This is a genomic window from Streptomyces sp. NPDC050433, from assembly GCF_044458565.1.
Taxonomy (GTDB): Bacteria; Actinomycetota; Actinomycetes; order Streptomycetales; family Streptomycetaceae; genus Streptomyces.
On the sequence record NZ_JBITIB010000004.1, the window covers coordinates 284,824 to 311,118 of the forward strand.

Here is a 26,295-nt window from a genome sequence, read left to right on the forward strand (position 1 = left end):
CCCGCTTGCGGGACTAAGCTGCGGAAGGACAGGGAGGGGACCGACCCCTTTACTGCCTGACCGCTCTGAGGAGCGATTAACGATGTTCGAGAGGTTCACCGACCGCGCGCGGCGGGTTGTCGTCCTGGCTCAGGAAGAAGCCCGGATGCTCAACCACAACTACATCGGCACCGAGCACATCCTCCTGGGCCTTATCCACGAGGGTGAGGGTGTCGCCGCTAAGGCCCTGGAGAGCCTCGGGATTTCGCTCGAGGCGGTCCGCCAGCAGGTGGAGGAGATCATCGGGCAGGGCCAGCAGGCTCCGTCCGGCCACATCCCCTTCACGCCCCGTGCCAAGAAGGTCCTGGAGCTGTCGCTCCGCGAGGCCCTTCAGCTCGGCCACAACTACATCGGCACCGAGCACATCCTGCTCGGCCTGATCCGCGAGGGCGAGGGCGTCGCCGCCCAGGTCCTCGTGAAGCTGGGCGCCGATCTCAACCGGGTGCGGCAGCAGGTCATCCAACTGCTCTCCGGTTACCAGGGCAAGGAGGCCGCCACCGCCGGCGGCCCGGCCGAGGGCACGCCCTCGACCTCCCTCGTCCTGGACCAGTTCGGCAGGAATCTCACCCAGGCCGCCCGTGAGTCCAAGCTCGACCCGGTCATCGGGCGCGAGAAGGAGATCGAGCGGGTCATGCAGGTGCTGTCCCGCCGTACGAAGAACAACCCGGTCCTCATCGGCGAGCCCGGCGTCGGCAAGACGGCGGTCGTCGAGGGACTGGCCCAGGCCATCGTCAAGGGCGAGGTGCCCGAGACCCTCAAGGACAAGCACCTCTACACCCTGGACCTCGGCGCCCTGGTCGCGGGCTCCCGCTACCGAGGTGACTTCGAGGAGCGGCTGAAGAAGGTCCTCAAGGAGATCCGCACCCGCGGCGACATCATCCTGTTCATCGACGAGCTGCACACCCTGGTGGGTGCGGGCGCCGCCGAGGGCGCGATCGACGCGGCTTCGATCCTGAAGCCCATGCTCGCCCGTGGAGAGCTCCAGACCATCGGCGCGACGACCCTCGACGAGTACCGCAAGCACCTGGAGAAGGACGCCGCGCTGGAGCGCCGCTTCCAGCCGATCCAGGTGGCCGAGCCGTCGCTGCCGCACACCATCGAGATCCTCAAGGGTCTGCGGGACCGTTACGAGGCGCACCACCGCGTGTCCATCACGGACTCCGCGCTGGTCGCAGCCGCGACGCTCGCCGACCGCTACATCTCGGACCGCTTCCTGCCGGACAAGGCGATCGACCTGATCGACGAGGCCGGCTCACGGATGCGTATCCGCCGGATGACCGCTCCGCCGGACCTCCGCGAGTTCGACGAGAAGATCGCGAACGTCCGCCGCGACAAGGAGTCGGCCATCGACTCCCAGGACTTCGAGAAGGCAGCTTCGCTCCGCGACAAGGAGAAGCAGCTGCTGGCCGCGAAGACCAAGCGGGAGAAGGAGTGGAAGGCCGGCGACATGGACGTCGTCGCCGAGGTGGACGAGGAGCTGATCGCCGAGGTCCTGGCGACCGCCACGGGCATCCCGGTCTTCAAGCTCACCGAGGAGGAGTCCTCGCGGCTGCTCCGTATGGAGGACGAGCTCCACAAGCGCGTCATCGGCCAGAAGGACGCCATCAAGGCGCTCTCCCAGGCCATCCGGCGTACGCGGGCGGGTCTGAAGGACCCCAAGCGTCCCGGTGGCTCGTTCATCTTCGCCGGCCCCTCCGGAGTCGGTAAGACGGAGCTCTCCAAGACGCTCGCCGAATTCCTCTTCGGCGACGAGGACGCGCTGATCTCCCTCGACATGTCGGAGTTCAGCGAGAAGCACACGGTGTCGCGTCTCTTCGGTTCTCCCCCCGGATACGTCGGGTACGAAGAGGGCGGCCAGCTCACCGAGAAGGTGCGCCGGAAGCCGTTCTCCGTCGTCCTCTTCGACGAGGTCGAGAAGGCCCACCCCGATATCTTCAATTCCCTTCTGCAGATCCTGGAGGACGGTCGGCTGACCGACTCCCAGGGCCGGGTCGTGGACTTCAAGAACACGGTCATCATCATGACGACCAACCTCGGGACCAGGGACATCTCCAAGGGGTTCAACCTGGGCTTCGCCGCCCAGGGCGACACCAAGTCCAACTACGAGCGGATGAAGAACAAGGTCAACGAAGAGCTCAAGCAGCACTTCCGGCCCGAGTTCCTCAACCGTGTGGACGACACGGTCGTCTTCCACCAGCTCACCGAGGAAGACATCATCCAGATCGTCGACCTCATGATCCACAAGGTGGACGAGCGCCTGAAGGACCGGGACATGGGCCTTGAGCTCAGCCCGAACGCGAAGGCGCTGCTCGCCAAGAAGGGCTACGACCCCGTTCTGGGCGCCCGGCCGCTGCGCCGGACGATCCAGCGCGAGATCGAGGACATCCTCTCCGAGAAGATCCTCTTCGGTGAGCTGCGCCCCGGTCACATCGTGGTTGTGGACACCGAGGGTGAGGGCGACGAGAAGCAGTTCAGCTTCCGTGGCGAGGAGAAGTCGGCACTGCCCGACGTCCCGCCGATCGAGCAGGCGGCCGGCGGCGCCGGTCCGAACCTGACGAAGGAAGCGTGAGCCGACGCTGAAGCAAGGCTGAGGCGCGACTGAGCCCAGCACGAGGGGTGGCCCGGAACCGTAACTGGTTCCGGGCCACCCCTCTGTCGTGCCCTCACGAGGGCCTTCGCCGTGACAAGCCGCACACCCGTTTCCCGGCCTACGACCCGGAATAGTGGTGAAGCGGGTGATTCCGGCGGGACTTTCGGAAAGGTCGGTCTCGGGACCTTGGTCCCGGGCCTTCGGGACGGGGTGAGGGCCCGGTCGGTCACCGGATGCGCACCCTCCTGACGTGCGGGTAAACAGTATTTAACTCGGACATTTCGGATCGAGCGGGCGGGATGCTTCAGGTCGTCAAGGGGTCGAGTTGCCACTGAGGTGACTACGACGAGATGTCGTAGATGGGTGGTTTGGGGTGTGATGGGCGGTCGGGTTACCAAGGTGGGGCAAGCCACCGCCCGGTGCCCCGAGTGCCGGGTCCATTGATGCCCGGAGGTTTCTCAATGTCGCAGCGCACCACGCCCCGCCAGTCCACTCTCCGTACCCGTGCCGCCGTCCTGGCCGCCGGACTCGGAGTGTCGACTGCGCTCGGAGTGGGCGTCGCTTTCGCCGCGAACAGCGGCGACGACGGCGCCACCAAGGCCTCGGCCACCGTGGCCGCCGACAAGCAGGCGGACAAGGCGAGCACGGACAAGGCGAGCACGGACAAGGCCGCCGACAAGGCGAAGGACAAGAAGGAAAAGAAGGAAAAGAAGACCAAACGCCACCCGACCTGGGCCAAGCCGGTCTCCAAGTACGAACTGAGCGCCACCTACGGCCGCGGTGGCGGCATGTGGGCCAGCAAGCACTCGGGCCAGGACTTCGCCGTCTCCGTCGGCACGAACGTGAAGGCCGCGCACACGGGCACCGTCGTGAAGGCCGGCCCCAACGGTGCCGGTGACGGTCCCGCGTACGGCAACGCGATAGTCGTCAAGCACGGCACCGGCAAGGGCGCGAAGTACTCCCAGTACGCGCACCTGTCCAAGGTGAAGGTGAACGTCGGCCAGAAGGTCGGCAAGGGTCAGAGCATCGCGCTCTCCGGCAACACCGGTAATTCGAGCGGCCCGCACCTGCACTTCGAGATCCGTACGACCCCGAACTACGGCAGCGCGATCAACCCGGTGACGTTCCTGCACGCCGCCGGTGTCACTCTGTGACCCCCTGAGAGCGCACCAGCAGATCGGTGGCGACCTCGAGGATGGCTTTCTGCTTCTCCTCGGGGTCGCCTTCGACGTCCTTGAGGGCGAACATGCCGGCGTGCATCGTGAAGATCGCGGTGAAGCAGCGCACCCGGTCGGTCATCGTGCCCTCGGGCTGCTTGAGGAGTTCCATCAGCCGCAGCATGCGGCTCTTGAAGGTCTCTCCCACGCTCAGGTCGCGCATCGCCGCCTGGTTCTCCTGCATGAAGCGGAACAGGGGCGCGGCGGCGGTGAGCGCGACGCTGTAGCGGTGCAGGATCTCCTTCTTCACTTCCAGGGTCCGCGGCTGGGTCTCGCCCCAGGCGATCAGCTCGTCCATCGGCCGGGCCAGATCCTGGAAGAGGCTGATCAGGATGTCTTCCTTGGTCTTGAAGTGGTAGTAGAGAGCGGCCTTGGTGACGTCGAGGTGCTCGGCGATCTCGCGCAGTGAGGTCCTCTCGTAGCCCTGCTCGGCGAAGAGTTCCAGCGCGACATCCTGGATGCGCTGGCGGGTGTTGCCCCGGCGTGGCTGCGCTGTGCTGCCCATGACTGCTCTCCCGAAAATTACTTACTTGACGACCGGCAAGTGACAGGTCTACGTTCCCGAGTGTACTTAACTTGCCGGTCGGCAAGTAAGTGCTGGAACGACAGCACCACAGATGGACAGAACCAAGAACGGACCAGGAACAGGGGAGTGGGGGACCATGTCACTCGACACGGTGGGGTCGGAACAGAGAGAGAAGGCGGAGCCACAGCCGCGCAGCGTGCGGGTGGTTCTGCTCGCGCTCATGATCGCGATGCTGCTGGCCATGCTGGACAACATGATCATCGGCACCGCGATGCCGACCATAGTCGGCGAGCTGGGCGGGCTGGAGCACCTGTCCTGGGTGGTCACCGCCTACACCCTCGCCACCGCCGCGTCGACCCCGATCTGGGGGAAGATCGGCGACATGTACGGGCGGAAGAAGATCTTCCTGCTCTCCATCGTCATCTTCCTCATCGGCTCCGCGCTCAGCGGCATGGCCCAGGACATGGGCCAGCTCATCGGCTTCCGCGCCGTCCAGGGCCTGGGCGCAGGCGGACTCATGGTCGGCGTCATGGCGATCATCGGTGACCTCATCCCGCCCCGTGAGCGCGGCAAGTACCAGGGCATGATGGCCGGCGTGATGGCCCTCGCCATGATCGGCGGACCGCTGGTCGGCGGCACCATCACCGACCACCTCGGCTGGCGCTGGAGCTTCTACATCAACCTGCCGCTCGGCGCCGTCGCCCTCGCGATGATCGTGACTGTGCTGCACCTGCCCGCCGTGGAGCGGACCAAGCGCAAGATCGACTATCTCGGCGCCGCCCTGCTCACGGTCGGTATCACCGCGATCGTGCTGGTCACCACCTGGGGCGGTACGGAGTACGACTGGAGCTCCCCGGTGATCATGGAGCTGATCGCCATCGGCGTCGTCACCCTCACCGCCTTCGTGTACGTGCAGACCAAGGCGCCCGAGCCGATCATGCCGCTGCACATATTCCGCAACCGCAACTTCAGCCTGATGCAGGTGATCGGCTTCCTGACCGGCTTCGTGATGTTCGGAGCCGTCCTCTTCCTGCCGCTCTACCAGCAGTCCGTGCAGGGCGCCTCGGCGACCAACTCCGGTCTGCTGCTCCTGCCGATGCTGCTGTCGATGATGGTCGTCTCGCTCTTCGCGGGCCGGGTCACCACCAACACCGGCAAGTACAAGATCTTCCCCATCGCGGGAGGCGCCCTGATGGTCACCGGCCTCTTCCTGCTCGCGCAGATGGACATCGGGACCTCCCGCCTCACCTCCGGCGTCTACATGGCCGTCCTCGGCGCCGGTATGGGCTTCCTGATGCAGATCACCATGCTCGTGGCGCAGAACAGCGCCGAGCCGAAAGACATGGGCGTCGCCTCGTCCTCCACCACCCTCTTCCGTACGCTCGGCAGCTCCTTCGGCGTGGCCATCATGGGCGCGCTGTTCACCAGCAAGGTGCAGGAGGAGATGGCGGCGCGCGGCGGTGACGCGGTGACCCAGCAGTCGGCGCAGCTCGACGCGGCGAGCCTGGCCAAGCTGCCGGACGCGGCGCGTGAGGCGTACCAGATCGCCGTCTCGTCCGGTACGCACGTGGCTTTCCTGCTGGCCGGTGCGGTCGCCGTGATCGGCTTCCTCGCGGCGTTCTTCGTCAAGGAGGTCCCGCTGCGGGGTGCCGGTCCCGAAAAGGCCTCGCAGGCCGCTTAGCCGCGCAGTCCGCTTAAAGGACCGCGTCAGGCCGCTGTGGACGGCGGGGGGCCGTTGTCAGTGCAGCGTGCCAGCATCGAAGACGTGGACAGTACACAAGCAGGTCAGCCGCCGCAGGTGCCCCTCACGCACCTGCGGCAGCTGCGTCTGGCCAAGGACGCCATGGACCGCGACTGGGCGAGCCCCCTCGACCTGGACGCGATCGCCGCTCATGCCGGATATTCGCGGTATCACTTCGTGCGGGCCTTCAAGGCGGTGTACGGGCAGACGCCCGGCCGCTATCTCTCCCGCAGGCGCATAGAGCGCGCCGAGGAGCTGCTGCGCTCGGCGAATCTCACGGTCACCGAGATCTGCGTCCTGGTGGGCTTCAGCAGCCTCGGCACCTTCTCGAAGCGCTTCAAGGAGCAGACCGGCAGCACTCCGAGCGCGTATCGCGCCAAGCACGCGGGACGCGGGGCCGCGCTCATACCGGGGTGTTACGCGATGCTGTGGGCCGGTGGCTTCCCCCACCGGGACACGGGCGCGCCACCGCGCCCGGCGGCCCCTGACCGGCCCGGCGAGGACCGCAATTCTGGAGAAGCCCGCTGACCTCGCCCCTGCCTACGGTGGGAGAGGAAGCACGGGCCACGCGAGCGGTCCGGGTACGGCACATCTCTGCGAGGAGCACGTCATGATCAAGGGTCTCGTCATCTCCACCGTCTGGGTGCTCGACCAGGAACGGGCCAAGGAGTTCTACGTCGACAAGCTCGGCCTGGAGGTCCGCACGGACATGACCCTGGGCGAGGGTGGGATGCGCTGGCTGACGGTCGGCGCCAAGGACCAGCCCGATGTGGTGCTGACCCTGATGCTGCCGGGCGGGCCCGCGGCGGACGAGGAGTCCGCCGCAGCGATCCGGACGCTCGTCAGCAAGGGCATGCTGGGCGCGGGCGTGCTCGCCACCGACGACATCCACGGGGACTACGAGAAGCTGAAGGCGAAGGGCGTGGAGTTCATACAGGAGCCGCAGGAGCGTCCGTACGGCACGGAGGCGATCTTCCGCGACGACTCGGGGAACTGGTTCTCGTTCACCCAGGCCAAGGAGGGTGACCTCGACCTGGAGAAGGAGTGGTCGTCATGATCCATCGGGCCGTCAGTCCGGGAGCTTGATCATCGGGAAGCTGCCCGTCGTCGTCGGGGCGTGCTCGGGGAGCCAGAGGACCGCGATCGCGCCGCCCGTCTCGTCCGGGCCGGGCGTCAGGCCTTCCGGTGCCGCATTGCGGAAGGTCAGCCTCGCCCCGAGGACGCGCGCCTGACCGGCGGCGATGGTCAGCCCCAGGCCGTGGCCGTGGCCCGCGCGGTCGCTCGCGCCCGTACGGAACCGGCTCGGCCCCTCCCGCAGCAGCGCGTCGGGGAAGCCCGGACCGTGGTCGCGTACGCGCACCACCCGGCCCTCGACGGTCACCTCCACCGGTGTGCCGCCGTGCTTGGCCGCGTTGGCCAGGAGATTGCCGAGGATGCGCTCCAGCCGGCGCGGGTCGGTGCTCACCCATGAGTCGTGCAGGACCCGGATCCGCACATCGGGGTCGAGCAGCGCCACCCGCCTGCTGACGAACTCGCCGAGCGCTATCTCCTGGAGTTCGGCGCGTTCCGACGCGCTGTCGAGTCGGGCGACTTCGAGGACGTCCTCGACCAGCGTCCGCATGGCCTGCGCCCGGTCCCTCACCAGCTCGGTGGGGCGACCGGGAGGCAGCAGCTCGGCGGCCGTCAGCAGGCCCGTCACCGGCGTACGCAGCTCGTGCGCGATATCGGCGGTGACCCGGCGCTCCGCCTCGATGCGTTCGTTCAGCGCGTCCGTCAGGGCGTCGACCGCGCGGGCCAGCTCGTCGGTCTCGTCCCGTACGACTCCGCCGACCGCTTCCCGTACGCGTACATCCGTGTTGCCCTGTGCCACCTTGCCCGCGGCAGCCGCAGCCTTGCGCAGCCGGCGCGAGAGCTGTCCGCCGATCAGTACGCCCAGCGCGGAGCCGCCGACGACCACGCAGACCGAGCCGATCAGCAGGGCGCGGTCGAGATCATTCATGATCGTCGCTGAGCGGTCGGCGAACTTGCTGTGCAGGGAGAGCACACCGTTCTCCAGCGGCACGGCCGCCCAGACGTCGGGTGTCCCGTCCGCCGCGTCATGTATGTATGTCGCGCGTCTGCCCTGCTGCACCTTGTCCCGCAGGTCGTCGGGGAGCGCGGGGTCGTTCAGTTTCGTACCGAACTTCAGCTCGTGCGTCGAGTCGTACATGCGCTGTGCGAACAGCAGCCGCTCCAGCTGCACCTCGCGGGCGTTGTCCAGCATCGAGAGCTGAGCCGCGTTGTGCACGACAAGGCTCAGGGCCGTCGCGATGAGGGCGCCGACCGCCGCGATCGCGATGCTGATCTTCCACCGGACGCCGGTGCGCAGGGCGAACCGCTTCATGCCTTGAGTTTGTAGCCGAAGCCGCGGACCGTCTCGATCCGGTCCTGCCCGATCTTCGTGCGCAGCCGCTGCACATGAACGTCCACCACTCGCGTGTCACCGCCCCAGCCGTAGTCCCAGACACGTTCGAGCAGCTTGTCACGGGACAGGACGGTGCCCGGAGCAGCCGAGAACTCGATCAGCAGCCGTATCTCGGTAGGCGTCAGCGCCACCGGCTCACCTCCCTTGCGCACCTCCATGCCCTCGATGTCGATCTCCAGATCGCCGAAGGACCGCGCGCCGTGCTCGTCCGCCCGCTCCGGCCCGCCGTGCTCCCCGGCGGGCCGGCCCGCGTGCCCGAAGCGGCGCAGCACCGCGCGGATCCGGGCGACGAGCACGGCGCCGTCGAAGGGCTTGGTCACGTAGTCGTCGGCCCCCGCCTCCAGGCCCAGCACCACGTCGATCGAGTCGGCGCGCGCCGACAGCATGATCACGGGGACGGTCGACTCGTCCCTGATCCGGCGGCAGAGACTGACCCCGTCGAGGCCCGGCACCATCACATCGAGCAGCGCGATGTCCGGCCGGTCGGCCCGGAACGCCTCCAGACCGGAGAGGCCGTCCGGCATGGCCGTCACCACGAAGCCGTCGCGCTCCAGCGCGAGCTGGGTGGCCTCGCGAATGACGTCGTCGTCCTCGACGAACAGGACATGGGTCTCCACCATCCGGCAGCTCTCAGCTCTCTCAGTCGTCGCTCGTCGGGGACGGCGCGGGGGCGTCCGCGGGGCCGTTGCCGACCGCTCCGCTGTAGTGGTTGCGCACCCGGTAGCGCTCGGTGAATCTCGTGTCGGCCCAGGTGTAGGTGACGACGTCCTCGCCGGACGGATACGCCACGGGGTCGCCCTTCGCGTACACCTGGCGGGTCACCACCAGCTCACCACGGTCGATCGTGGCGTAGACGGCGGGTTCCTCGGAGGAGAAGACGTTCTCGTAACTCCGGTCGGACTCGCGGTAGACGTATGTCCCCAGCCCCACGGCGTCGTCGCAGGTCATCACGTTGACCACCACGTCAGGCACGTCGCCGCCGGTCAGATTCCCGTACGAGGTGTCGACCGGGTAGGCGTCCTTGGCGCACGGCTTGAGGTCGGCCTTGACCTGCCCGCTCACCTTGGGGTCCCGCCGTATGAGATCCACCGGGTCGATCTCCTGGGCGGGCACGGCCGACGGCTCGGAGGTCGGCGGCCCGGCGGGCTCGGGGCTGGCGACGACAGCGGCACCTTCGTCGCGGGTGCCGGTCGTGCTCGTGGAGCAGCCGAGGGCGAACAGGGCGAAGGCGACGAGCGCGGCCAGCGCCACACCGCCGGTGGCGGTCGTCGCCGTCAGGGTCACCTGCCTCGGAGGACGGCCCTGCGTGGGCGTGATCCCGTCGCTCGTAGCCTCTCCGTGGCGCTTCAGGCCGCGCACCGCTCCTGCCCCCGTCCGTCGCGACGATAACCTGCACGCTCCGGAGCGACGGCGCGCGGCGTGGGGTGCGCGGGCCGCCGGTTCCCCGGCGTCCGGCGCTCCGCGTCGCGTCGCTCCAGCTCACGGGCCTCCAGCTCCTCGCGGAGTTTGGCGAGAGCCCGGTGCAGCGTGCTCTTCACCGTACCGGTAGACATTCCGAGCGCCGCCGCCGTCTCCTCCGTACTCATCTGCTCCCAGTGCCGCAGTACGACGACGCTGCGCTGCTTCGGCGCCAGGACGCCGAGGATGTCGACGAGCAGGGCGCGGTTGGCGCGCTGCTCGGAGCCGTCCTCGACACAGGGCTCGGGCAGCTGCTCGGTCGGCACCTCTTCGAGCTTGCGCGCCCGCCACCACTCCGTACGGGTGTTGATCATGACGCGCCGCAGATACGCGTCGGCGAGCGACTTGTCGGCGATGCCGTCCCAGCGGCCGTACGTACGGGCCAGAGCGGTCTGGAGCAGGTCCTGGGCGTCGACGGGGTCGGGGACCAGCCGCCGGGCACTGCGCAGCAGAGCCTCCTGCCGGGTGCGTACGTACTCCTCGAATTCGAGCACCTCGCCGTGCGCCATGCCAACCGCCTCCCGCCCCTGAACTGCACCGTGTACCGCTGCTGTGGTCTTCGCCCTACGACCCAGAAGTTACGGAGGCGTTGTCACGAGGCCGTGCGCGCCAGCCCTCGGCGGGCGCACGGAGACCCATCGGTTGTGTAACGGCGGGGACGGAACGGACGAACGAGCAACGGGGGAGGAGACAGACGAACGGCCGGCCCGGAAGGGCCGGCCGGGGGTCGGGGGCGAACGGGTGGGGGAGGTGGCGGAACGGTGCGGTGCGGCGCCGCGTGGTCAGCTCAGCGGCAGCCGGTACAGGTCGTCGGCCAGCGGCTCGACCAGCCCGTCGGCCACCAGCCCGTCCAGCGCCCTGGCCCGCTGCACCGGCTCCTCCCATACGGCGTCGAGCACCGCGAGCGGCACCGGCGCCACCGCCTCGCGCAGCACGGCGAGCAGCTTGCCGCGCACCTGGCGGTCGGTACCCGCGTATGTCTGGCCGCGGCGGGCGGGACCCTGGTGCGCCGGTTTGCCGGCCAGCCGCCAGGCGCACCGCGAGGCGATCGGGCAGCGTGCGCAGTCCTCGTTCTTCGAGGTGCACACGAGCGCGCCGAGTTCCATGGAGGCGGCGGCCCAGCGGGCCGCCGTCCGCTCGTCCACAGGCAGCAGCGCGCGGGCCAGTTTGCGCTCGGCGGCCGTCGTCGCGTTCGGCGGGTACTGGATGCCGGCGGCGGCGCGCGCGAAGACACGGCGCACGTTCGTGTCGAGGACGGCATGCCGTTGTCCGTACGCGAACGAGGCCACGGCGGCGGCGGTGTACTCGCCGATGCCGGGCAGCGCGAGCAACTGGCCGTGCTCGCGCGGTACGTCGCCGCCGAACCGCTCCGTTATCGCCAGGGCCGCCCCGTGCAGCCGTAGCGCTCGGCGCGGGTAGCCGAGTCTGCCCCAGGCGCGTACCGCTTCGCCGGGTGCCTCGGCGGCCAGGTCGGCGGGGCGCGGCCAGCGCGCGAGCCACTGTTCGTACACCGGGAGCACCCGGGCGACCGGGGTCTGCTGGAGCATGAACTCGCTGACCATCACGCCCCAGGCGCCCGTGTCGGGGCGGCGCCAGGGCAGGTCGCGGGCGTGCGCGTCGAACCACGCGATGACGGGGTCGTGGAGGGCGGCCGGGTCGGTAGCCGGCGCCGTAGTCGCAGAAGTCGCAGTCATGGCAGCACCGATCCTGGCACGTTCCGGGGTGGGGGTGGCGCAGCCGACCGCTGTGCGCCGGGCGTCGCTGGGGGGTGACGGGGGCGTGAAGGGGGCGCGTTGGGGTTCGTACGAGACCCGCCGGTCGGGCGAAACCGTGTGTGAAGCACGAACGAACCACGCGTGAATCCCACATGTTCCACGCGTGAATCGCGCATGCGGCTCAGAGGTGCGAGTCGTGGCGGCCCCTCGGCCGGAGCCGGCGGGTTTCTGTCGCCGAACCGTGGTCGGGCTCCGGGCCGGGACCGGGTCCGTGGACCGGTCCCTGGATCGCCCCGTGAGCCGGGCCCGTGGTCGCGCCCGCGGCCTGCGCCGAGACCGGTCCCTGTCCCGGTCCCTGTCCCGCGAACCAGACCACCACTCCCGTACGGCTCGTCCGCATCGTCTCGATCAGCACCCTCGCCGGTCGCGTCAGCGCCAGGACGACGAGCGTCGCGACCACGGCGCCGAACACCAGCCCCACCGCCACGTCATGCGGATAGTGCACGCCGACGAAGACCCGCGAGAAGGCCGCGAAGAGCGCCAGCGGAAGCGTCAGGAACGCGATCCTCCGCCAGGCGATGGCCAGCGCGACCGCCGCCGCCCCGGCGATCGTCGAGTGGTTGCTGGGGAACGACCAGTCGCCGACCGGCGGACAGGTCGCCAGCGACGCGGCGGCGCCCGCGACCGCGCGGCACGGCCGCTCCTCCTGCACGGCGCTCTTGAACAACTCGCTGCCCACGTAGGCGACTGCGGTCGCCAGTGGCCCAACTACCGCTACCGCCATGGCGCGTGAGTCCGCGGACCGGGTCCGCCACCAGCTGAGGAGGAACAGAACGCCGAGGATGACGATCACGGCCTCCGTCCCGATTTCGACGAAGTGCGTTACCCAGGAAGGGGAGTCGTGGGCGAGATCGGTAATGTCGCGGTAAAGACCGCTGGTGACGGAGGGGTCCATGGTCACGGACCGTACCTTCCCCACTCCGGCTCACGCATCTCACCAACGGCGGCCGTACCCTGACGAAAGTGGTAAGTGGGGTCACACAGGCCGCAGTCGCGTGATGATGATCCGTAAAACTTGGCAGACGAGCGGCATGTGGGGCGGGAGTTGGCCCTGAACTCTCGTAGAGTTGCGCCGTGGGATCTATGCGCAATCCGGTCGGGCCGCTTCCCTCCTCCATCTACTGGCGACGGAGGGCAGTCGCGGCGACTCTGATCGCGCTGCTCGCGTTGCTCGTCGTATGGGCCGTCACATCCGGTGGTGACGAAGGCGGAAAGAAGCGCGACGACGGCGCGAACGGCGAAGGTCCCGCCCCCTCGATCACCCCCGGACCGTCCGGATCCGGACCCGCGATCAGCGAACAGCCGGGCGGGCGCGACGAGTCGGGCGAGACCGGCGGAAGCGACGGCGGCGACCAGGGCGGTACGGACGCGGGCGCTGACGGCGGCGGCAGTGGCAGCGGCGACACCGGCAGCGGTGGTACGGGCGGTTCCGCCGGCGCGGGCGGCGCGGCGAACGGCGGCGGTGGCGCCGACGGTGCGAGCGGCAGCAGTACGGGCGAGCAGGTACCGGTCGGATCGAGCCTCCCCGACTGCGCGGCGAGCGCGCTGTCCCTGAAGCTGGAGAGCCGGAAGGTCGCCTACGAGCCGGGCGAGAAGCCCTCGTTCAAGATCACGGCCACCAACGGGTCCGCCACGGACTGCAAGGCGGACCTCGGACCGAAGTCCGTCGTGCTGACCGTCACCGACTCCGAGAGCGACGAGATCTGGTCCTCCAAGGACTGCCCCAAGATCGACCGGCTGTTGCTGAAGGTCCCCGCCGGCGGGACGGTCACGCGGACCGTCACCTGGGACCTCACACAGAGCGCCCCGCAGTGCGCCACACCCCCGCCCGGCAAGGCCAAGCCCGGCACCTACCTGGTGGAGGCGGCGGCGCCCGGCGCGACGGTGAAGCAGGGCCAGGCGTCGATCCGGCTGGACAAGGACTGAGGTCGAGGCGAGGATTGACGAGCACGCGAGGACGGCTTGCGTAGCAGGGCGGCACCACCGTCGTTCCGGTGCTGCCGCCCTCCTGCGTACGTCAGACGTACCGCTCCAGGATGGACGACTCCGCCAGCCGCGACAGGCCCTCGCGCACGCTGCGCGCCCGCGCCTCGCCCACGCCGTCCACCGTCTGCAGATCGTCGACGCTCGCCGCCAGCAGCTTCTGCAGCCCGCCGAAGTGCTCGACCAGCCGCTCGATGATGGCGCCCGGCAGCCGCGGCACCTTGGCCAGCAGCCGGTAACCGCGCGGCGAGACCGCCGAGTCCAGCGTCTCGGGCGAGCCGCTGTAGCCCAACGCGCGGGCCACCACGGGCAGTTCCAGCAGCTCGGTGTGGGAGAGCGCGTCAAGCTCCGTCATCGCCTCGGCGACCGTACGGGACCGCTTCGCCGTCGGCTCGGGCACATAGTCCCGTACGACCAGCTCACGCTCGGGGTCGACGCCCGCGATCAACTCGTCGAGCTGGAGGGAGAGAAGACGCCCGTCGGTGCCCAACTCGACCACGTACTCGGCGATTTCGGTGGCGATCCTGCGCACCATCTCCAGGCGCTGCGAGACCGCCGTCACGTCTCGGACCGTCACCAGGTCCTCGATCTCCAGCGCGGAGAGCGTGCCGGCGACCTCGTCCAGCCGGAGCTTGTACCGCTCAAGGGTCGCCAGCGCCTGGTTGGCGCGCGACAGGATCGCCGCCGACTCCTCCAGGACGCGGCGCTCCCCGTCCACGTACAGCGCGATCAGCCGCATCGACTGCGACACGGAGATCACGGGGAACCCGCACTGCTTGGACACCCGGTCCGCCGTGCGGTGGCGGGTGCCGGTCTCCTCGGTCGGGATGGACGCGTCGGGGACGAGCTGGACACCGGCCCGCAGAATCTTGGTGATGTCTTTGTCGAGAATGAGCGCGCCGTCGAGCTTGGCCAGCTCGCGGAGCCTCGTCGCGGTGAATTCCACGTCCAGCACGAAGCCGCCCGTGCACATCGCCTCGACGGTCTTGTCCATACCGAGGACGATGAGACCGCCGGTGTTCCCCCGGAGGATCCGCTCCAGGCCGTCACGCAGCGCCGTGCCTGGCGCCACGGCGCTCAGTGAGGCGCGCATCAGCGCTTCGGTGCCGGATCCACCGGAGCCACCACCGGACTTTCCGGGTGCTGCTGCCCGGTCGTTGGCTGCCACTGCACTCCTCCGGCTCGTACGGATGGGCGAGACCAGGGCAAAGTCTACCGGCGGTCCTTGCCCTCCCGTGGGGCCTCCGTACGACCCCGGCGCGGAAGCACGCTCAGAGCCGCCCCCATGTCCGCGACTTCTGTGACCTTCATACCGGCTGGGATCTTCCCCGGATCGGTCGGGACGAGGGCGTGCGTGAAGCCGAGACGGTGCGCCTCGGCCAGTCTGCGCTGGACGCCCGTGACCCTTCTGACCTCGCCCGCGAGCCCCACCTCGCCGATCGCGACCAGATTCGTCGGCAGCGGGGTGTCGCTCGCCGCCGAGGCCAGGGCCAGGGCGATCGCCAGGTCGGCGGCCGGTTCCGAGAGCTTCACGCCGCCGACCGTCGCGCTGTAGATGTCGCGCTTGCCGAGCGCGCTGATCCGGCCGCGCTGTTCGAGAACGGCCAGCATCATCGAGACGCGGGACGTCTCCAGGCCCGATGTGGTGCGCCGGGGAGAGGGGATCTGCGAGTCGACCGTCAGCGCCTGCACCTCGGCGACGAGCGGGCGGCGGCCTTCGAGCGTGACTGTGAGGCAGGTGCCGGGGACCGGCTCGTCCCGGCGGGTCAGGAAGAGGCCGGAAGGGTCGGCGAGCCCGGTGATGCCCTCGTCGTGCAACTCGAAGCAGCCGACCTCGTCCGTCGTGCCGTACCTGTTCTTGACGCCTCGCACCAGCCGCAGCCGCGCGTGCCGGTCGCCCTCGAAGGACAGCACGACGTCCACCAGGTGCTCCAGCAGCCGGGGGCCCGCGATCGCGCCGTCCTTGGTGACATGGCCGACGAGCAGGGTGGACATGCCCCGCTCCTTGGAGTTCCGGATGAGCGCCCCGGCGACCTCCCGGACCTGCGCCATGCCGCCGGGCGCCCCGTCGATCTCCGGCGACGCCACCGTCTGTACGGAGTCCAGGATCAGCAGCGACGGTTTGACCGCGTCGAGATGCCCGAGGACGGCGGAGAGGTCCGTCTCGGCCGCGAGATAGAGATGGTCGTCGATCGCCTTGATGCGGTCCGCGCGCAGCCGCACCTGGCTCGCCGACTCCTCGCCCGTCACATACAGCGTGCGGTGCTCGGGGCCGGCCGCCTTCGCCGCGACGTCCAGGAGCAGCGTGGACTTGCCGACGCCCGGCTCACCGGCCACCAGCACGACGGCTCCGGGGACGAGGCCGCCGCCCAGGACGCGGTCCAGCTCGTCCACGCCCGTCGAGCGGGCCGTGGCCGTCCGGCCGTCGATCTGGCCGATCGGGAGGGCCGGGGTGCTGACCCGGCCGACCGCCGTCGTCCGTACGGCGGGCGCGCCGTACTCCTCGACGGTGCCCCAGGCCTGGCACTCGGGGCAGCGGCCGAGCCACTTGACCGTCGTCCAGCCGCAGTCGGTGCAGCGGTAGGACGGCCGGTCCTTGGCGGATTTCGTACGGGCGACAGCCATGACGCCACCGTATAGGCGACCACTGACAGCCCTTACCGCGGTGGCCACTTGGGCGGGGGCGAGAGCAGGAAACGGCCGTAGCGGTCGTTTCACCCGTAAGGATTAAAAGCAGGCGAGCGTGGGGAAGGTCGTGCGCTCCCCTGTCTACCGTCGCCGGGTGACGAGCAGCAGACTGGAGCCCCCCGCATACACCACCGGCGCGCACCGTGCGCCCCGAACGGAGCCGCCCCGATCGGAGCCGCCCCGATCGGAGCCGCGCCATTCGGAGCCGCGCCGATCCGTTACGCGCCGGCCGCCCGTTCGGTACGAGCCGTATCTGGACGGGTTGTTCACGTACTGCCTCTCCGTGCTGTGCGACCACGACGCCGCGACCGAGGTGCTGGGCGAGGTGCTGGTCATCTCCGAGCGCCACTACGGGCGTTGCCCGGGGGGCGAGGGGGAGCGCAGGGTCTGGCTGTACGCGCTCGCCCGGTGGGCCTGTCTGCGTCGGCTCGGTGAGCGGCGCGGGAGCAGGCCGGGGGCGCACACGGGCCGCCGCGGGCCGGTCGGGAATTCCGGAGCCCACTCCGGAGCCGACGCGGGGGCCGCCGTCCCGCCGGAGGTCGCCGCGCGCCGTCGGCGTGAACTCGCCACGCTGGCCTGGCCCGAGGCCGCCGGTACGTCCCCCGAGCAGCGCGAAGCGCTCGAACTGGCCGTACGCCACCGGCTCGACGCGCGCGGTGTCGCCGCCGTCCTGTCCATGGAGGCGCTGCCGGCCCGCGAACTGCTCAACTCCGCCGCCTGCGAGGTCGAGCGCACCAGGGCCGCGCTCGCCGTCGTCGAGACGGGCAACTGTCCGGCCGTCGCCCAGCTCACCGGCGACGACCAGGTGCTGCTCTCCAGCGCGCTCCGGCGCGAACTGGTCCGGCACGTGGACGACTGCCCGCGCTGCCGCCGCGCCGCCGAGCGCGCCGAGGCGGCGGGCCCCTGGCCGGGCTCGGCGGCCTCAGCGCGCGCCGCCCGGCCCGCCACGCCCGGCGTGCCCTCCTGGGCCGCGTCGCCCGCCGTCCTGCCGCTCGTCGAAGCTCCTCGGGTGGCGGCGTACGGCGCCATGACGAACACGCCGCGCTCCCGTGCCACGACCCCGCGCTTCGGCCGTGACGGCTTCCCGATGGACCCCAAGGACCGCGCCGCCCGCCGCGACCGGCTGCGCGCGCGTGCCGTCACGACCACCGTCGTGGCCACCGTCGTCGCCGCGCCCGTGCTCGCCCTCTGGGCGGCGTACCGGGGCGAGCCGCCGACCGCCGAGGGCCAGGGCGGGACGTCCGTCAGCGCCGGTGACGCCGAGCGGCGCGGCGCGCAGGCGGCCGATCCGCTGGATTCGTACGAGAACGCGGGCAACGCCGAGAACCGCCCCGGCGCCCCCTTCGCCACCGGCAGCGGTGACCCGGACGTCTCGGTCGAGGTCATCAGCGACGGCACGGGCGCCCCGCCCGGCACCGCCGGAGCGGGCTCGGGGCGGCTCTCCGTCACTGCGGAGTCGACCGGCGACCGTACGAGGATCACGCTCACCGCGACCGGCACCCACCCCGTCGCGTGGTCGGCCCGGACCAGCGCGCCCTGGCTGCGGCTGAGCCGTACGTCCGGCACCCTCGCCCCCGGCCGGTCCGTCACCGTCCACGTCCACGTGGACCACGCGCGCGAGCCGTCCGGCCCGTGGCGCGCCCGCGTGGGGCTGACCCCGGCGGGGTCGGTGGTCGCGATCAGCGGTTACGGTGCCAGGCCGCCGTCCTCGTCGGACCCGGGTCCCGGCCGGCCGACACACCCGACCCGCCCCCCGTCATCGCCGCCGGGCACGGGCGGCCCCGGCCCGAGCGATCCGGGCGAGCCGACCGATCCGGGGCCGAGCGCCCCCACGGATCCGCCGCCCGGCACGGGCACTCCGTCCGACCCGACGGATCCGACCGGACCCCCGCCCACCTCGGACGACCCGAGCCCGCCCGGCGACCCGACCGGCCCGAGCGACCCGGGCGGCTCGGACACACCGCCCGCGCCGCCCGCGCCCCTCACGTCGCCGTGAGCGAACGCGCCGCCGTCCCGCGCCCTCAGGCGTCGGGCACCTGCACGGGATCCGCCGGGTGCGGAGCGACCAGCGGCAGCGCGCTCGCCAGCCGTACCTCGCACAGCTCGACCAGCGTGTCGTACCCCGCCTTGCCCATCAGCTCGGTCAGCTCCGGCCCGTACGTCTTGTACACCGGCTCGCCCGCCCCGTGCGCCGATGTCGCCGAGGTGCACCACCAGTGCAGGTCGTGCCCGCCGGGGCCCCAGCCCCGCCGGTCGTACTCGCCGATCGTCACCTGGAGCACCCGCGACTCGTCGGGCCGCTCGATCCAGTCGTACGTACGCCGGACCGGCAGCTGCCAGCACACGTCGGGCTTCGTCTCCAGCGGCTCGCGGTCCTCCCGCAGCGCCAGGATGTGCAGCGCGCAGCCCGCGCCGCCGGAGAAGCCGGGCCGGTTCTGGAAGATGCAGGAGCCGTTCCAGCGGCGCGTCTTGCGGGCGCCCTCGTCGTCGGTCTCCGTCCAGCCGCTGTCCGCCCCCACGCCGTGGAACTGCCACAGCTCCGGCGTGAGGCGTTTCACGTGCCCGGCGACCCGCTTCTCGTCGTCCTCGTCGGAGAAGTGCGCCCCCAGCGTGCAGCAGCCGTCGTCGGCGCGGCCCGCCTCGATGCCTTGGCAACCGCTGCCGAAGACACACGCCCACCGTGAGGTGAGCCAGGTCAGATCGCACCGGAAGACCTGCTCGTCGTCCGCCGGATCAGGGAATTCCACCCAGGACCGCGCGAAATCCAGCCCCTTCTCGTCGGGCGGGATCTGCTCGTGCTGCTTCTTGGCGCGGCTGGCTTTGCCCGGCTTCGCCTTGTTCGTCTTTGGCACGGCTCCAGCGTATGCGCGTCGTCGCAGTAGCGTTCGCCCATGAGACTCGGAGTTCTCGACGTCGGTTCGAACACCGTCCACCTGCTGGCGGTCGACGCCCATCGCGGCGCCCGCCCACTGCCCGCCCATTCCCACAAGACCGAGCTGAGGCTCGCCGAACTGCTCGACGAGGACGGCGCGATCGGTCCCGACGGCGTCGAGCGGCTGGTGGCGACGATCGCCGACGCGCTGCTGGCCGCCGAGGACAAGGGGTGCGAGGCGGTGCTGCCGTTCGCCACGTCCGCCGTGCGCGAGGCGAGCAACGCCGACCACGTACTCGCCAGGGTCAAGGAGGAGACGGACGTTGACCTCCAGGTCCTCACGGGTGACGAGGAGGCCCGGCTGACCTTCCTCGCAGCCCGCCGCTGGTTCGGCTGGTCGGCGGGAAAGCTGCTGGTCCTGGACATCGGCGGCGGCTCGCTGGAGATTTCCTACGGCATCGACGAGGAACCGGACGCCGTCGTGTCCCTGCCGCTGGGCGCCGGCCGCCTCACTGCGGGCTGGCTGCCCGGCGATCCGCCCGACCCGCAGGACGTACGGGCGCTGCGCCGCCATGTCCGGGCGCAGATCGCCCGTAACGTCGGCGAGTTCACCCGCTTCGGCGAGCCGGACCATGTCGTGGCCACCTCGAAGACCTTCCGGCAGCTGGCACGGATCGCCGGGGCCGCCCGCTCCGCCGACGGGCTTTATGTACAGCGCGATCTGACCCGTAAAGCCCTGGAGGCGTGGGTCCCCAGGCTGACGACGATGACCGCCGCGCAGCGTGCCGAACTGCCCGGTGTGTCGGAGGGGCGGGCGCCCCAGCTGCTCGCCGGCGCGCTGGTCGGCGAGGCGGTGATGGATCTGTTCGGCGTCGAGGAGCTGGAGATCTGTCCGTGGGCGCTGCGTGAGGGCGTGATCCTGAGGAGGCTGGACCAGCTGCCGACGACGGAGGGCTGAGCGCCGACTGATGTCAGATCGCCGCCTTCTCAAAGAGGAGGCGGCGGGCCGTCCGAGCTGCGGTCTTCCCAAGGAGGACGGGCCGTTGCACTCGTCACTTTCCGCATCGGCGCCCGCGATGCGGCCTGCCGGTGCCCGTACCCTGTCTCCGTGGCAGAACCAGTGGTGCGCATCCCGGATGCGAAGGTCGCCCTGTCGACGGCCTCCGTCTATCCGGAGTCCACGGCGACGGCGTTCGAGATCGCCGGGCGCCTGGGGTACGACGGCGTGGAGGTCATGGTCTGGACGGACCCCGTCAGCCAGGACATCGAGGCCCTGCGCCGCCTCTCCGACTATCACCGGGTGCCGGTCCTGGCCATCCACGCACCATGTCTGCTGATCACGCAGCGGGTCTGGTCGACCGACCCGTGGACCAAGCTCCAGCGGGCGCGGTCGGCCGCCGAGCGGCTGGGCGCCTCCACCGTCGTCGTACACCCGCCGTTCCGCTGGCAGCGCCAGTACGCGCGCGACTTCGTCACCGGTATCTGGCGGATGGCCGACGAGACGGACGTGCGCTTCGCCGTCGAGAACATGTACCCGTGGCGCTACCGGGACCGTGAAGTGCTCGCGTACGCCCCCGACTGGGACGTCACGAAGGACGACTACCGGCACTTCACCGTGGACCTGTCGCACACGGCCACCGCCCGCTCCGACGCGATGTCCATGGTCGAGCGCATGGGCGACCGGCTGGGACACATCCATCTCGCCGACGGCAACGGCTCCGCGAAGGACGAGCACCTGGTGCCGGGGCGCGGCAACCAGCCCTGCGCCGAACTGCTCGAACGGCTGGCGGGCAGCTCCTTCGACGGGAACGTCGTGATCGAGGTCAACACCCGGCGTGCGATGTCCTCCGCCGAACGCGAGGCCGACCTGGCGGAGGCGCTGGCCTTCACCCGGTTGCATCTGGCCTCGGCGTCGTCCTCGGCCTCCACGCCGGCGACGGCGCCCGGACCGTCGGGACCCTCGGGTGCGTCGCGATCGTCGGCTGCGGAGTCCGGGCCCCCGCAGCCACGCCTGTCCCACGGCCGCTCCCGGATCCGCCGCCCATGACCGGTACGGCCCCGCGCCGCCGTGGCCGCCCCGCGCGCTCGGACGCGGACACCGGGCCCGGCGCCCGCGAGCGGATCCTGGAGGCGGCCCGTACGGAGTTCGCCGAGCGCGGCTACGACAAGACGTCCGTCCGGGGCATCGCGAAGGCCGCCGGGGTCGACCCGGCCCTCGTGCATCACTACTTCGGTACGAAGGAAGAGGTCTTCGGCGCGGCCATCGAGGTCACCTTCGAGCCGGCACGGGTCCTGCCCACGCTGCTGTCGGGTGGCAAGGACGGCATCGGCGAGCGGCTCGCGCGCTTCTTCATCAGCGTGTGGGAGAACCCGGCCTCCCGCGCCCCGCTGCTCGCGATCGTCCGTTCCGCCCTGACGAACGAGGTCGCGGCGGCCCTGCTGCGCAAGTTCGTGCTGCGGCGGCTGCTGGAGCGGATCGCGGAGGAGCTGGACGTACCGGACCCCACCCTCCGCGCCGAGCTGGCGGCCTCGCACATGATCGGGATCGCGATCCTGCGGTACGTGCTCAAGGCGGAGCCGCTGGCCTCGGTGGACACCGAGGAGATCGTCAGAATGGTCGCGCCGACGCTCCAGCGGTATCTGACCGAAAGCTGAACGGTCGTCCCGTATTCCGGACAGACCGTCCAGATCTTGGAGCGGTGGGCGTAGGCTCGAAAAAGTCATTTTCCACCGAAGGATCTGCCGAAGGAGCGAGCGACGATGCCCGAGCTGAGGTCCCGCACTGTCACCCACGGCCGGAACATGGCGGGCGCGCGCGCCCTTATGCGGGCGTCGGGCGTAGCGAGCGAGGACATCGGCAAGCCGATCGTCGCGGTGGCCAACTCCTTCACCGAGTTCGTCCCCGGCCACACCCACCTCGCCCCCGTCGGCCGGATCGTCTCCGAGGCGATCAAGGCCGCCGGAGCCGTCCCTCGCGAGTTCAACACCATCGCGGTCGACGACGGCATCGCGATGGGCCACGGAGGCATGCTCTACAGCCTGCCGTCCCGCGACCTGATCGCCGACTCCGTCGAGTACATGGTCGAGGCGCACTGCGCGGACGCGCTGATCTGCATCTCCAACTGCGACAAGATCACGCCGGGCATGCTGATGGCCGCGATGCGCCTCAACATCCCCACGGTCTTCGTCTCCGGCGGCCCGATGGAGGCCGGCAAGGCCACCCTGGTCGATGGCACCGTCCGCAAGCTGGACCTCATCAACGCGATCTCGGACGCCGTCAACGAGTCAGTCTCGGACGAGGACATCCTTCGTATCGAGGAGAACGCCTGCCCGACCTGCGGCTCCTGTTCCGGCATGTTCACCGCCAACTCGATGAACTGCCTCGCGGAGGCCATCGGTATCGCCCTGCCCGGCAACGGCTCGGTCCTCGCCACGCACACCGCGCGCAAGGCGCTGTACGAGAACGCGGGCAGCACGGTCGTCGACATCACCAAGCGCTACTACGAAGGCGGCGACGAGACCGTCCTGCCGCGCAACATCGCCACCCGCGCGGCCTTCGACAACGCCATGGCGCTCGACATCGCCATGGGCGGCTCCACGAACACGATCCTGCACCTCCTCGCCGCCGCCCAGGAGGCCGGTCTCGACTACGGCCTGGACGAGATCGACGCCGTCTCACGGCGCGTCCCGTGCCTGGCGAAGGTCGCGCCGAACGTCGCGCCCGGCGGCACGTACTACATGGAGGACATCCACCGGGCCGGCGGCATCCCCGCCATCCTCGGCGAGCTGTACCGCGGCGGCCTCCTTGAGGAGGACGTGCACTCGGTGCACTCCGACTCGCTCGACGAATGGCTCAAGACCTGGGACGTGCGCGGCGGTTCACCCTCCGAGGAGGCCGTGGAGCTCTGGCACGCGGCACCCGGCTGCAAGCGCTCGGCGACCGCGTTCTCCCAGTCCGAGCGGTGGGACACGCTCGACCTGGACGCCGAGGGCGGCTGCATCCGCTCGCTGGAGCACGCGTACTCGAAGGACGGCGGACTCGCCGTACTGAAGGGCAACCTGGCCGTCGACGGCTGCGTGGTGAAGACCGCGGGCGTGGACGAGTCGATCTGGACCTTCGAGGGCCCGGCCGTCGTCTGCGAGTCGCAGGAGGACGCCGTCGAGAAGATCCTCCGTAAGGAGATCGCGGAGGGCGACGTGATCGTCATCCGTTACGAGGGTCCGCGCGGCGGCCCCGGCATGCAGGAGATGCTCTACCCCACCTCGTATCTGAAGGGCCGCGGCCTCGGCAAGGCGTGCGCGCTGGTCACCGACGGCCGCTTCTCCGGCGGCACGTCCGGCCTGTCGATCGGCCACGCCTCGCCCGAGGCGGCGTCCGGCGGGACGATCGCGCTGGTGCGGGACGGCGACCGCATCCGGATCGACATTCCGGGGCGCTCGATCGAACTGCTCGTCGACGACGCCGAGTTGGCCCTCCGCCGGGACGCGCTGAACGGTGTGTACGAGCCGGTCTCGCGTGAGCGCAAGGTCTCCGTGGCGCTGCGCGCGTACGCGGCGATGGCGACGAGCGCGGACAAGGGCGCGGTCAGGGACGTCTCCCGACTGGGCTGAGCCGAGTCGGGCTGAGCACGACGGCCCCGGCACCCGGTGTGTGTCACCAGGTGTTGGGGTTCTCGCTGTCCACGGCGAAGACGGACCCGTCGGGCGCGCCGGCGTAGATACGGCCCGGCGCGGTCGCGGGGGCGGGCAGCGCCGACATGTAGGCGAGCCTGCCCGACAGCAGCCGAGGTTTCGTACGGCCGATCAGTGTGCCCTCCGCCGTGTCGACCGTGATCAGCTGCCCGTCGGCGGCGGAGAAGTAGAGCCGGTCGCCGGCCGTGACGACAGGGCTGGACGTGCGGGCGACGTCGGTCTCCAACTGCCAGCGGGGCTTGGCCTTCTTGCCCGTACGAGTGGTGTCGACGGCCAGCAGGCTCCCGCCGCGAGCCAGCAGGTACGCGGTGTCGTCGCGCACGGCCACCTGCGCCCCGGACACGAGGTAGGGCAACGGGATGCGGCGTACGTCCCGGCTCGCGGGGTCGTAGCGCACGACGGCGTCCGTCATCGAGTCCACGTCCGTCGACGCGAGGAACAGCGCGCCGCGCTGGGTGGCCACCGGCTTCAGGTTCCCGTCGAGCCGCCGCTGCCAGGCGAGATCGCCGGTCGCCGGGTCCACCGCGCTGACCAGCGTGGTGCGGGCGTCGTCCGATGACTCGGCGGCGTAGCTGTGACCGGTCTGCGGGCTGTGGAAGGCGAAGAGGGGGTTGGTGTGTCCGGGGAGCCGGTGCTCCCAACGCCTCTCGCCCGTCGCGCCGTTCAGCGACTCCACCCGTCCGTCGGGCTTCACGACCAGGACGGTGTCACCGGCGTGGTGGACGCCGCCCTGGTTGCCGGAGACGTCGGTGCTCCAGACCGGGGTGCCGTCGTCCTTCTCGTACGCCTTCAGCCGCGCGGACTTCTGAGCGGTGAGTACGGTGTGGACGAGACCGCCGGAGACGACGGGGACCGACGCGTCATCGGCGCCCGAGCCGTGCGACCAGATCACCCGCCCGTCGGCCGGGTCGAGCCGGGCGGCGGCGACGCCGCGCGTGGAGCAGAGCAGGGTCGCGGAGGCGCCGGAGTCGCCCGGTGTGTACGAACACGCCGGTGTGCTGCCCCGTTCGGCGCTCTCGCCGACGGCCGGGGCCAGCCAGGGCTTGAAGGCGGCTGGGGTCGTCCTTGCCGTATCGGAGCTCCGCGAATCGGGCGGGACCGTCCGGGTACCGCCGAATCCCTGCGCGGCCCAGAGGCCGCCGTACACGAGCACCACGAGGCCGACCGCCAGCGCGGGCCACTTGACGCGCGCGCGCCGCCCGCCCGCGGTCTTCGAAGCCGCCGACTGCGACTGTGACTGCGGTTCGGACTCCCGCTCCGGCCCGTGACCGGACGGCGCGCGACCGGACGGCGAGCCCGCCCCGACGTGGGTGCGCTGCTCCCCTCCCGGCGTCACCGAACGCCGCTCCACGGACCGCCGTTGAGCCGGTATGAACGCGTCCGCCTCGTACGAAGGCGGGCGCAGCTCCGACATGATCTCGTCCGGCGTGGGACGGTTCTCGGGGTCCTTGGCGAGGCACCGCCCGACCAGCGGCGCCAGATCGGCGGGCAGCCCGACCAGATCCGCCTCGTCGTGCACCACCTGGTACGCGACGATGTACGGGCTGTCCGAGTCGAACGGCCCACTCCCCGTCGCCGCGTGGACCAGCAGCGAACCCAGCGCGAACACATCGGCCGCGGGCCCCACTTCACGCGGTCGCTGGAACTGCTCCGGCGCCATGTACGGCGGCGAGCCGATCAACTTCCCCGTCTCGGTGCGCAGATCGCTGTCGACGGGCCGCGAGATGCCGAAGTCGATGACCTTGGGGCCGTTGTCCGTGAGGAGTACGTTGCCCGGCTTGAGATCGCGGTGGACGACACCGGCCCGGTGGATGTCCCGCAGCGCTTCGGCGAGCCCGGCCGTCAGCCGGCGCAACTCGGCAGGGGACATGGGCCCGTTGCTCCGCACCTGCTCGGCCAGGGTGGGACCCGGAATGTACGAGGTGGCCATCCAGGGCCGCTCGGCATCCGGGTCGGCGTCGACGACGGGCGCGGTGAACGCACCGCTGACGCGGCGCGCGGCGGCCACCTCCTGACGGAAGCGGGCCCGGAACTCCGGGTCCGCCGCGTACTGCTGGTGCACCACCTTCACGGCGAGGCGCAAACCAGACGCCGAGCGCGCGAGATGTACCACTCCCATGCCACCGGAGCCGAGGCAGGCCTCAAGGCGGTAACTCCCGGCGTATTCCATGTGTGCTTCCCCCGTGTCGCTTCTGCGAGCGCGACTCACGGAGCCTAGTCGATGGTGCGGCTGTGGCTGAAGAGTGTTGC

General features: G+C 70.5%; 22 protein-coding genes. 11 read left to right on the plus strand and 11 right to left on the minus strand.

What is annotated here, in order from left to right:
* Positions 1–82: 82 nt before the first annotated feature.
* Positions 83–2,608, plus strand: a complete 2,526-nt coding sequence (locus ACIBLA_RS07790; protein WP_363241909.1) for an ATP-dependent Clp protease ATP-binding subunit — start codon at positions 83–85, stop codon at positions 2,606–2,608.
* A 482-nt stretch (positions 2,609–3,090) separates the two neighbouring features.
* On the plus strand, positions 3,091–3,783 hold the full coding sequence (locus ACIBLA_RS07795; RefSeq protein ID WP_399198060.1) for a M23 family metallopeptidase: 693 nt from the start codon (positions 3,091–3,093) through the stop codon (positions 3,781–3,783).
* On the opposite strand, the gene ACIBLA_RS07800 is transcribed toward ACIBLA_RS07795, so the two are convergent.
* A complete protein-coding gene (locus tag ACIBLA_RS07800; RefSeq protein WP_399198061.1) occupies positions 3,773–4,351 on the minus strand; it encodes a TetR/AcrR family transcriptional regulator in 579 nt (192 codons plus the stop codon). The genes ACIBLA_RS07795 and ACIBLA_RS07800 overlap by 11 nt on opposite strands.
* Positions 4,352–4,508: 157 nt before the next feature.
* Here ACIBLA_RS07800 and ACIBLA_RS07805 point away from each other — a divergent pair, with 157 nt between their 5' ends.
* The 3 genes from ACIBLA_RS07805 (at position 4,509) to ACIBLA_RS07815 (ending at position 7,170) form a co-directional block, all read left to right on the plus strand.
* Positions 4,509–6,053, plus strand: a complete 1,545-nt coding sequence (locus tag ACIBLA_RS07805; protein ID WP_363246330.1) for an MDR family MFS transporter — start codon at positions 4,509–4,511, stop codon at positions 6,051–6,053.
* Between the two features lie 162 nt (positions 6,054–6,215).
* On the plus strand, positions 6,216–6,641 hold the full coding sequence (locus tag ACIBLA_RS07810; protein ID WP_363246336.1) for a helix-turn-helix transcriptional regulator: 426 nt from the start codon (positions 6,216–6,218) through the stop codon (positions 6,639–6,641).
* A gap of 82 nt (positions 6,642–6,723) precedes the next feature.
* A complete protein-coding gene (locus ACIBLA_RS07815; protein WP_363246329.1) occupies positions 6,724–7,170 on the plus strand; it encodes a VOC family protein in 447 nt (148 codons plus the stop codon).
* A gap of 12 nt (positions 7,171–7,182) precedes the next feature.
* Here the strand turns inward: ACIBLA_RS07815 and cseC are convergent, their stop codons facing one another.
* The 6 genes from cseC to ACIBLA_RS07845 all read right to left on the minus strand — a co-directional run bounded on the left by cseC (position 7,183) and on the right by ACIBLA_RS07845 (position 12,705).
* Positions 7,183–8,496, minus strand: coding sequence for a two-component system sensor histidine kinase CseC (gene cseC, locus ACIBLA_RS07820; RefSeq protein WP_399198062.1), 1,314 nt, complete (start codon positions 8,494–8,496; stop codon positions 7,183–7,185).
* Positions 8,493–9,197, minus strand: a complete 705-nt coding sequence (cseB, locus tag ACIBLA_RS07825) for a two-component system response regulator CseB (protein ID WP_399198063.1) — start codon at positions 9,195–9,197, stop codon at positions 8,493–8,495. The genes cseC and cseB overlap by 4 nt, the downstream gene beginning before the upstream one ends.
* 19 nt (positions 9,198–9,216) lie before the next feature.
* Positions 9,217–9,936 (minus strand): hypothetical protein, encoded by a 720-nt coding sequence (locus tag ACIBLA_RS07830; RefSeq protein ID WP_399198064.1) that lies wholly within the window; start codon positions 9,934–9,936, stop codon positions 9,217–9,219.
* Positions 9,924–10,544 carry a SigE family RNA polymerase sigma factor gene (locus ACIBLA_RS07835; RefSeq protein WP_399198065.1) on the minus strand — a complete coding sequence of 207 codons (621 nt, stop codon included), beginning with the start codon at positions 10,542–10,544 and terminating at the stop codon, positions 9,924–9,926. The genes ACIBLA_RS07830 and ACIBLA_RS07835 overlap by 13 nt, the downstream gene beginning before the upstream one ends.
* A 273-nt stretch (positions 10,545–10,817) precedes the next feature.
* On the minus strand, positions 10,818–11,729 hold the full coding sequence (locus ACIBLA_RS07840; RefSeq protein WP_363246325.1) for an A/G-specific adenine glycosylase: 912 nt from the start codon (positions 11,727–11,729) through the stop codon (positions 10,818–10,820).
* Between the two features lie 202 nt (positions 11,730–11,931).
* A complete protein-coding gene (locus tag ACIBLA_RS07845; RefSeq protein WP_399198086.1) occupies positions 11,932–12,705 on the minus strand; it encodes a phosphatase PAP2 family protein in 774 nt (257 codons plus the stop codon).
* Between the two features lie 179 nt (positions 12,706–12,884).
* On the opposite strand from ACIBLA_RS07845, the gene ACIBLA_RS07850 reads away from it, so the two are divergent.
* The gene (locus ACIBLA_RS07850; protein ID WP_399198066.1) at positions 12,885–13,736 is read left to right on the plus strand and encodes a hypothetical protein; all 852 of its coding nucleotides are present in this window, start codon (positions 12,885–12,887) and stop codon (positions 13,734–13,736) included.
* 91 nt (positions 13,737–13,827) lie between these two features.
* Here ACIBLA_RS07850 and disA read toward each other — a convergent pair whose 3' ends face one another.
* Together disA and radA are read right to left on the minus strand one after the other, a co-directional pair.
* Positions 13,828–14,961 carry a DNA integrity scanning diadenylate cyclase DisA gene (gene disA / locus ACIBLA_RS07855; RefSeq protein ID WP_363246323.1) on the minus strand — a complete coding sequence of 378 codons (1,134 nt, stop codon included), beginning with the start codon at positions 14,959–14,961 and terminating at the stop codon, positions 13,828–13,830.
* A gap of 44 nt (positions 14,962–15,005) precedes the next feature.
* Complete coding sequence (radA, locus tag ACIBLA_RS07860; RefSeq protein WP_363246321.1) at positions 15,006–16,418, minus strand: DNA repair protein RadA; 1,413 nt, start codon at positions 16,416–16,418, stop codon at positions 15,006–15,008.
* A gap of 157 nt (positions 16,419–16,575) precedes the next feature.
* Here radA and ACIBLA_RS07865 point away from each other — a divergent pair, with 157 nt between their 5' ends.
* Positions 16,576–18,477: a hypothetical protein gene (locus ACIBLA_RS07865; protein WP_399198067.1), complete on the plus strand. Its 1,902-nt coding sequence runs from the start codon at positions 16,576–16,578 to the stop codon at positions 18,475–18,477.
* A gap of 25 nt (positions 18,478–18,502) precedes the next feature.
* On the opposite strand, the gene ACIBLA_RS07870 is transcribed toward ACIBLA_RS07865, so the two are convergent.
* The gene (locus tag ACIBLA_RS07870; RefSeq protein WP_363246319.1) at positions 18,503–19,333 is read right to left on the minus strand and encodes a hypothetical protein; all 831 of its coding nucleotides are present in this window, start codon (positions 19,331–19,333) and stop codon (positions 18,503–18,505) included.
* A 39-nt stretch (positions 19,334–19,372) separates the two neighbouring features.
* On the opposite strand from ACIBLA_RS07870, the gene ACIBLA_RS07875 reads away from it, so the two are divergent.
* The 4 genes from ACIBLA_RS07875 (at position 19,373) to ilvD (ending at position 23,964) form a co-directional block, all read left to right on the plus strand.
* Positions 19,373–20,311, plus strand: coding sequence for a Ppx/GppA phosphatase family protein (locus tag ACIBLA_RS07875; RefSeq protein WP_363246318.1), 939 nt, complete (start codon positions 19,373–19,375; stop codon positions 20,309–20,311).
* 150 nt (positions 20,312–20,461) lie between these two features.
* Complete coding sequence (locus ACIBLA_RS07880) at positions 20,462–21,400, plus strand: sugar phosphate isomerase/epimerase family protein (RefSeq protein WP_399198068.1); 939 nt, start codon at positions 20,462–20,464, stop codon at positions 21,398–21,400.
* Entirely contained in the window at positions 21,397–22,008 is a 612-nt protein-coding gene (locus ACIBLA_RS07885) for a TetR family transcriptional regulator (protein ID WP_363246316.1), read from the plus strand. Before ACIBLA_RS07880 ends, ACIBLA_RS07885 begins: the two co-directional genes overlap by 4 nt.
* 105 nt (positions 22,009–22,113) lie before the next feature.
* Complete coding sequence (ilvD, locus tag ACIBLA_RS07890; RefSeq protein WP_363246315.1) at positions 22,114–23,964, plus strand: dihydroxy-acid dehydratase; 1,851 nt, start codon at positions 22,114–22,116, stop codon at positions 23,962–23,964.
* A gap of 43 nt (positions 23,965–24,007) precedes the next feature.
* Here ilvD and ACIBLA_RS07895 read toward each other — a convergent pair whose 3' ends face one another.
* The gene (locus ACIBLA_RS07895) at positions 24,008–26,215 is read right to left on the minus strand and encodes a serine/threonine-protein kinase (protein ID WP_399198070.1); all 2,208 of its coding nucleotides are present in this window, start codon (positions 26,213–26,215) and stop codon (positions 24,008–24,010) included.
* Positions 26,216–26,295: the final 80 nt, after the last annotated feature.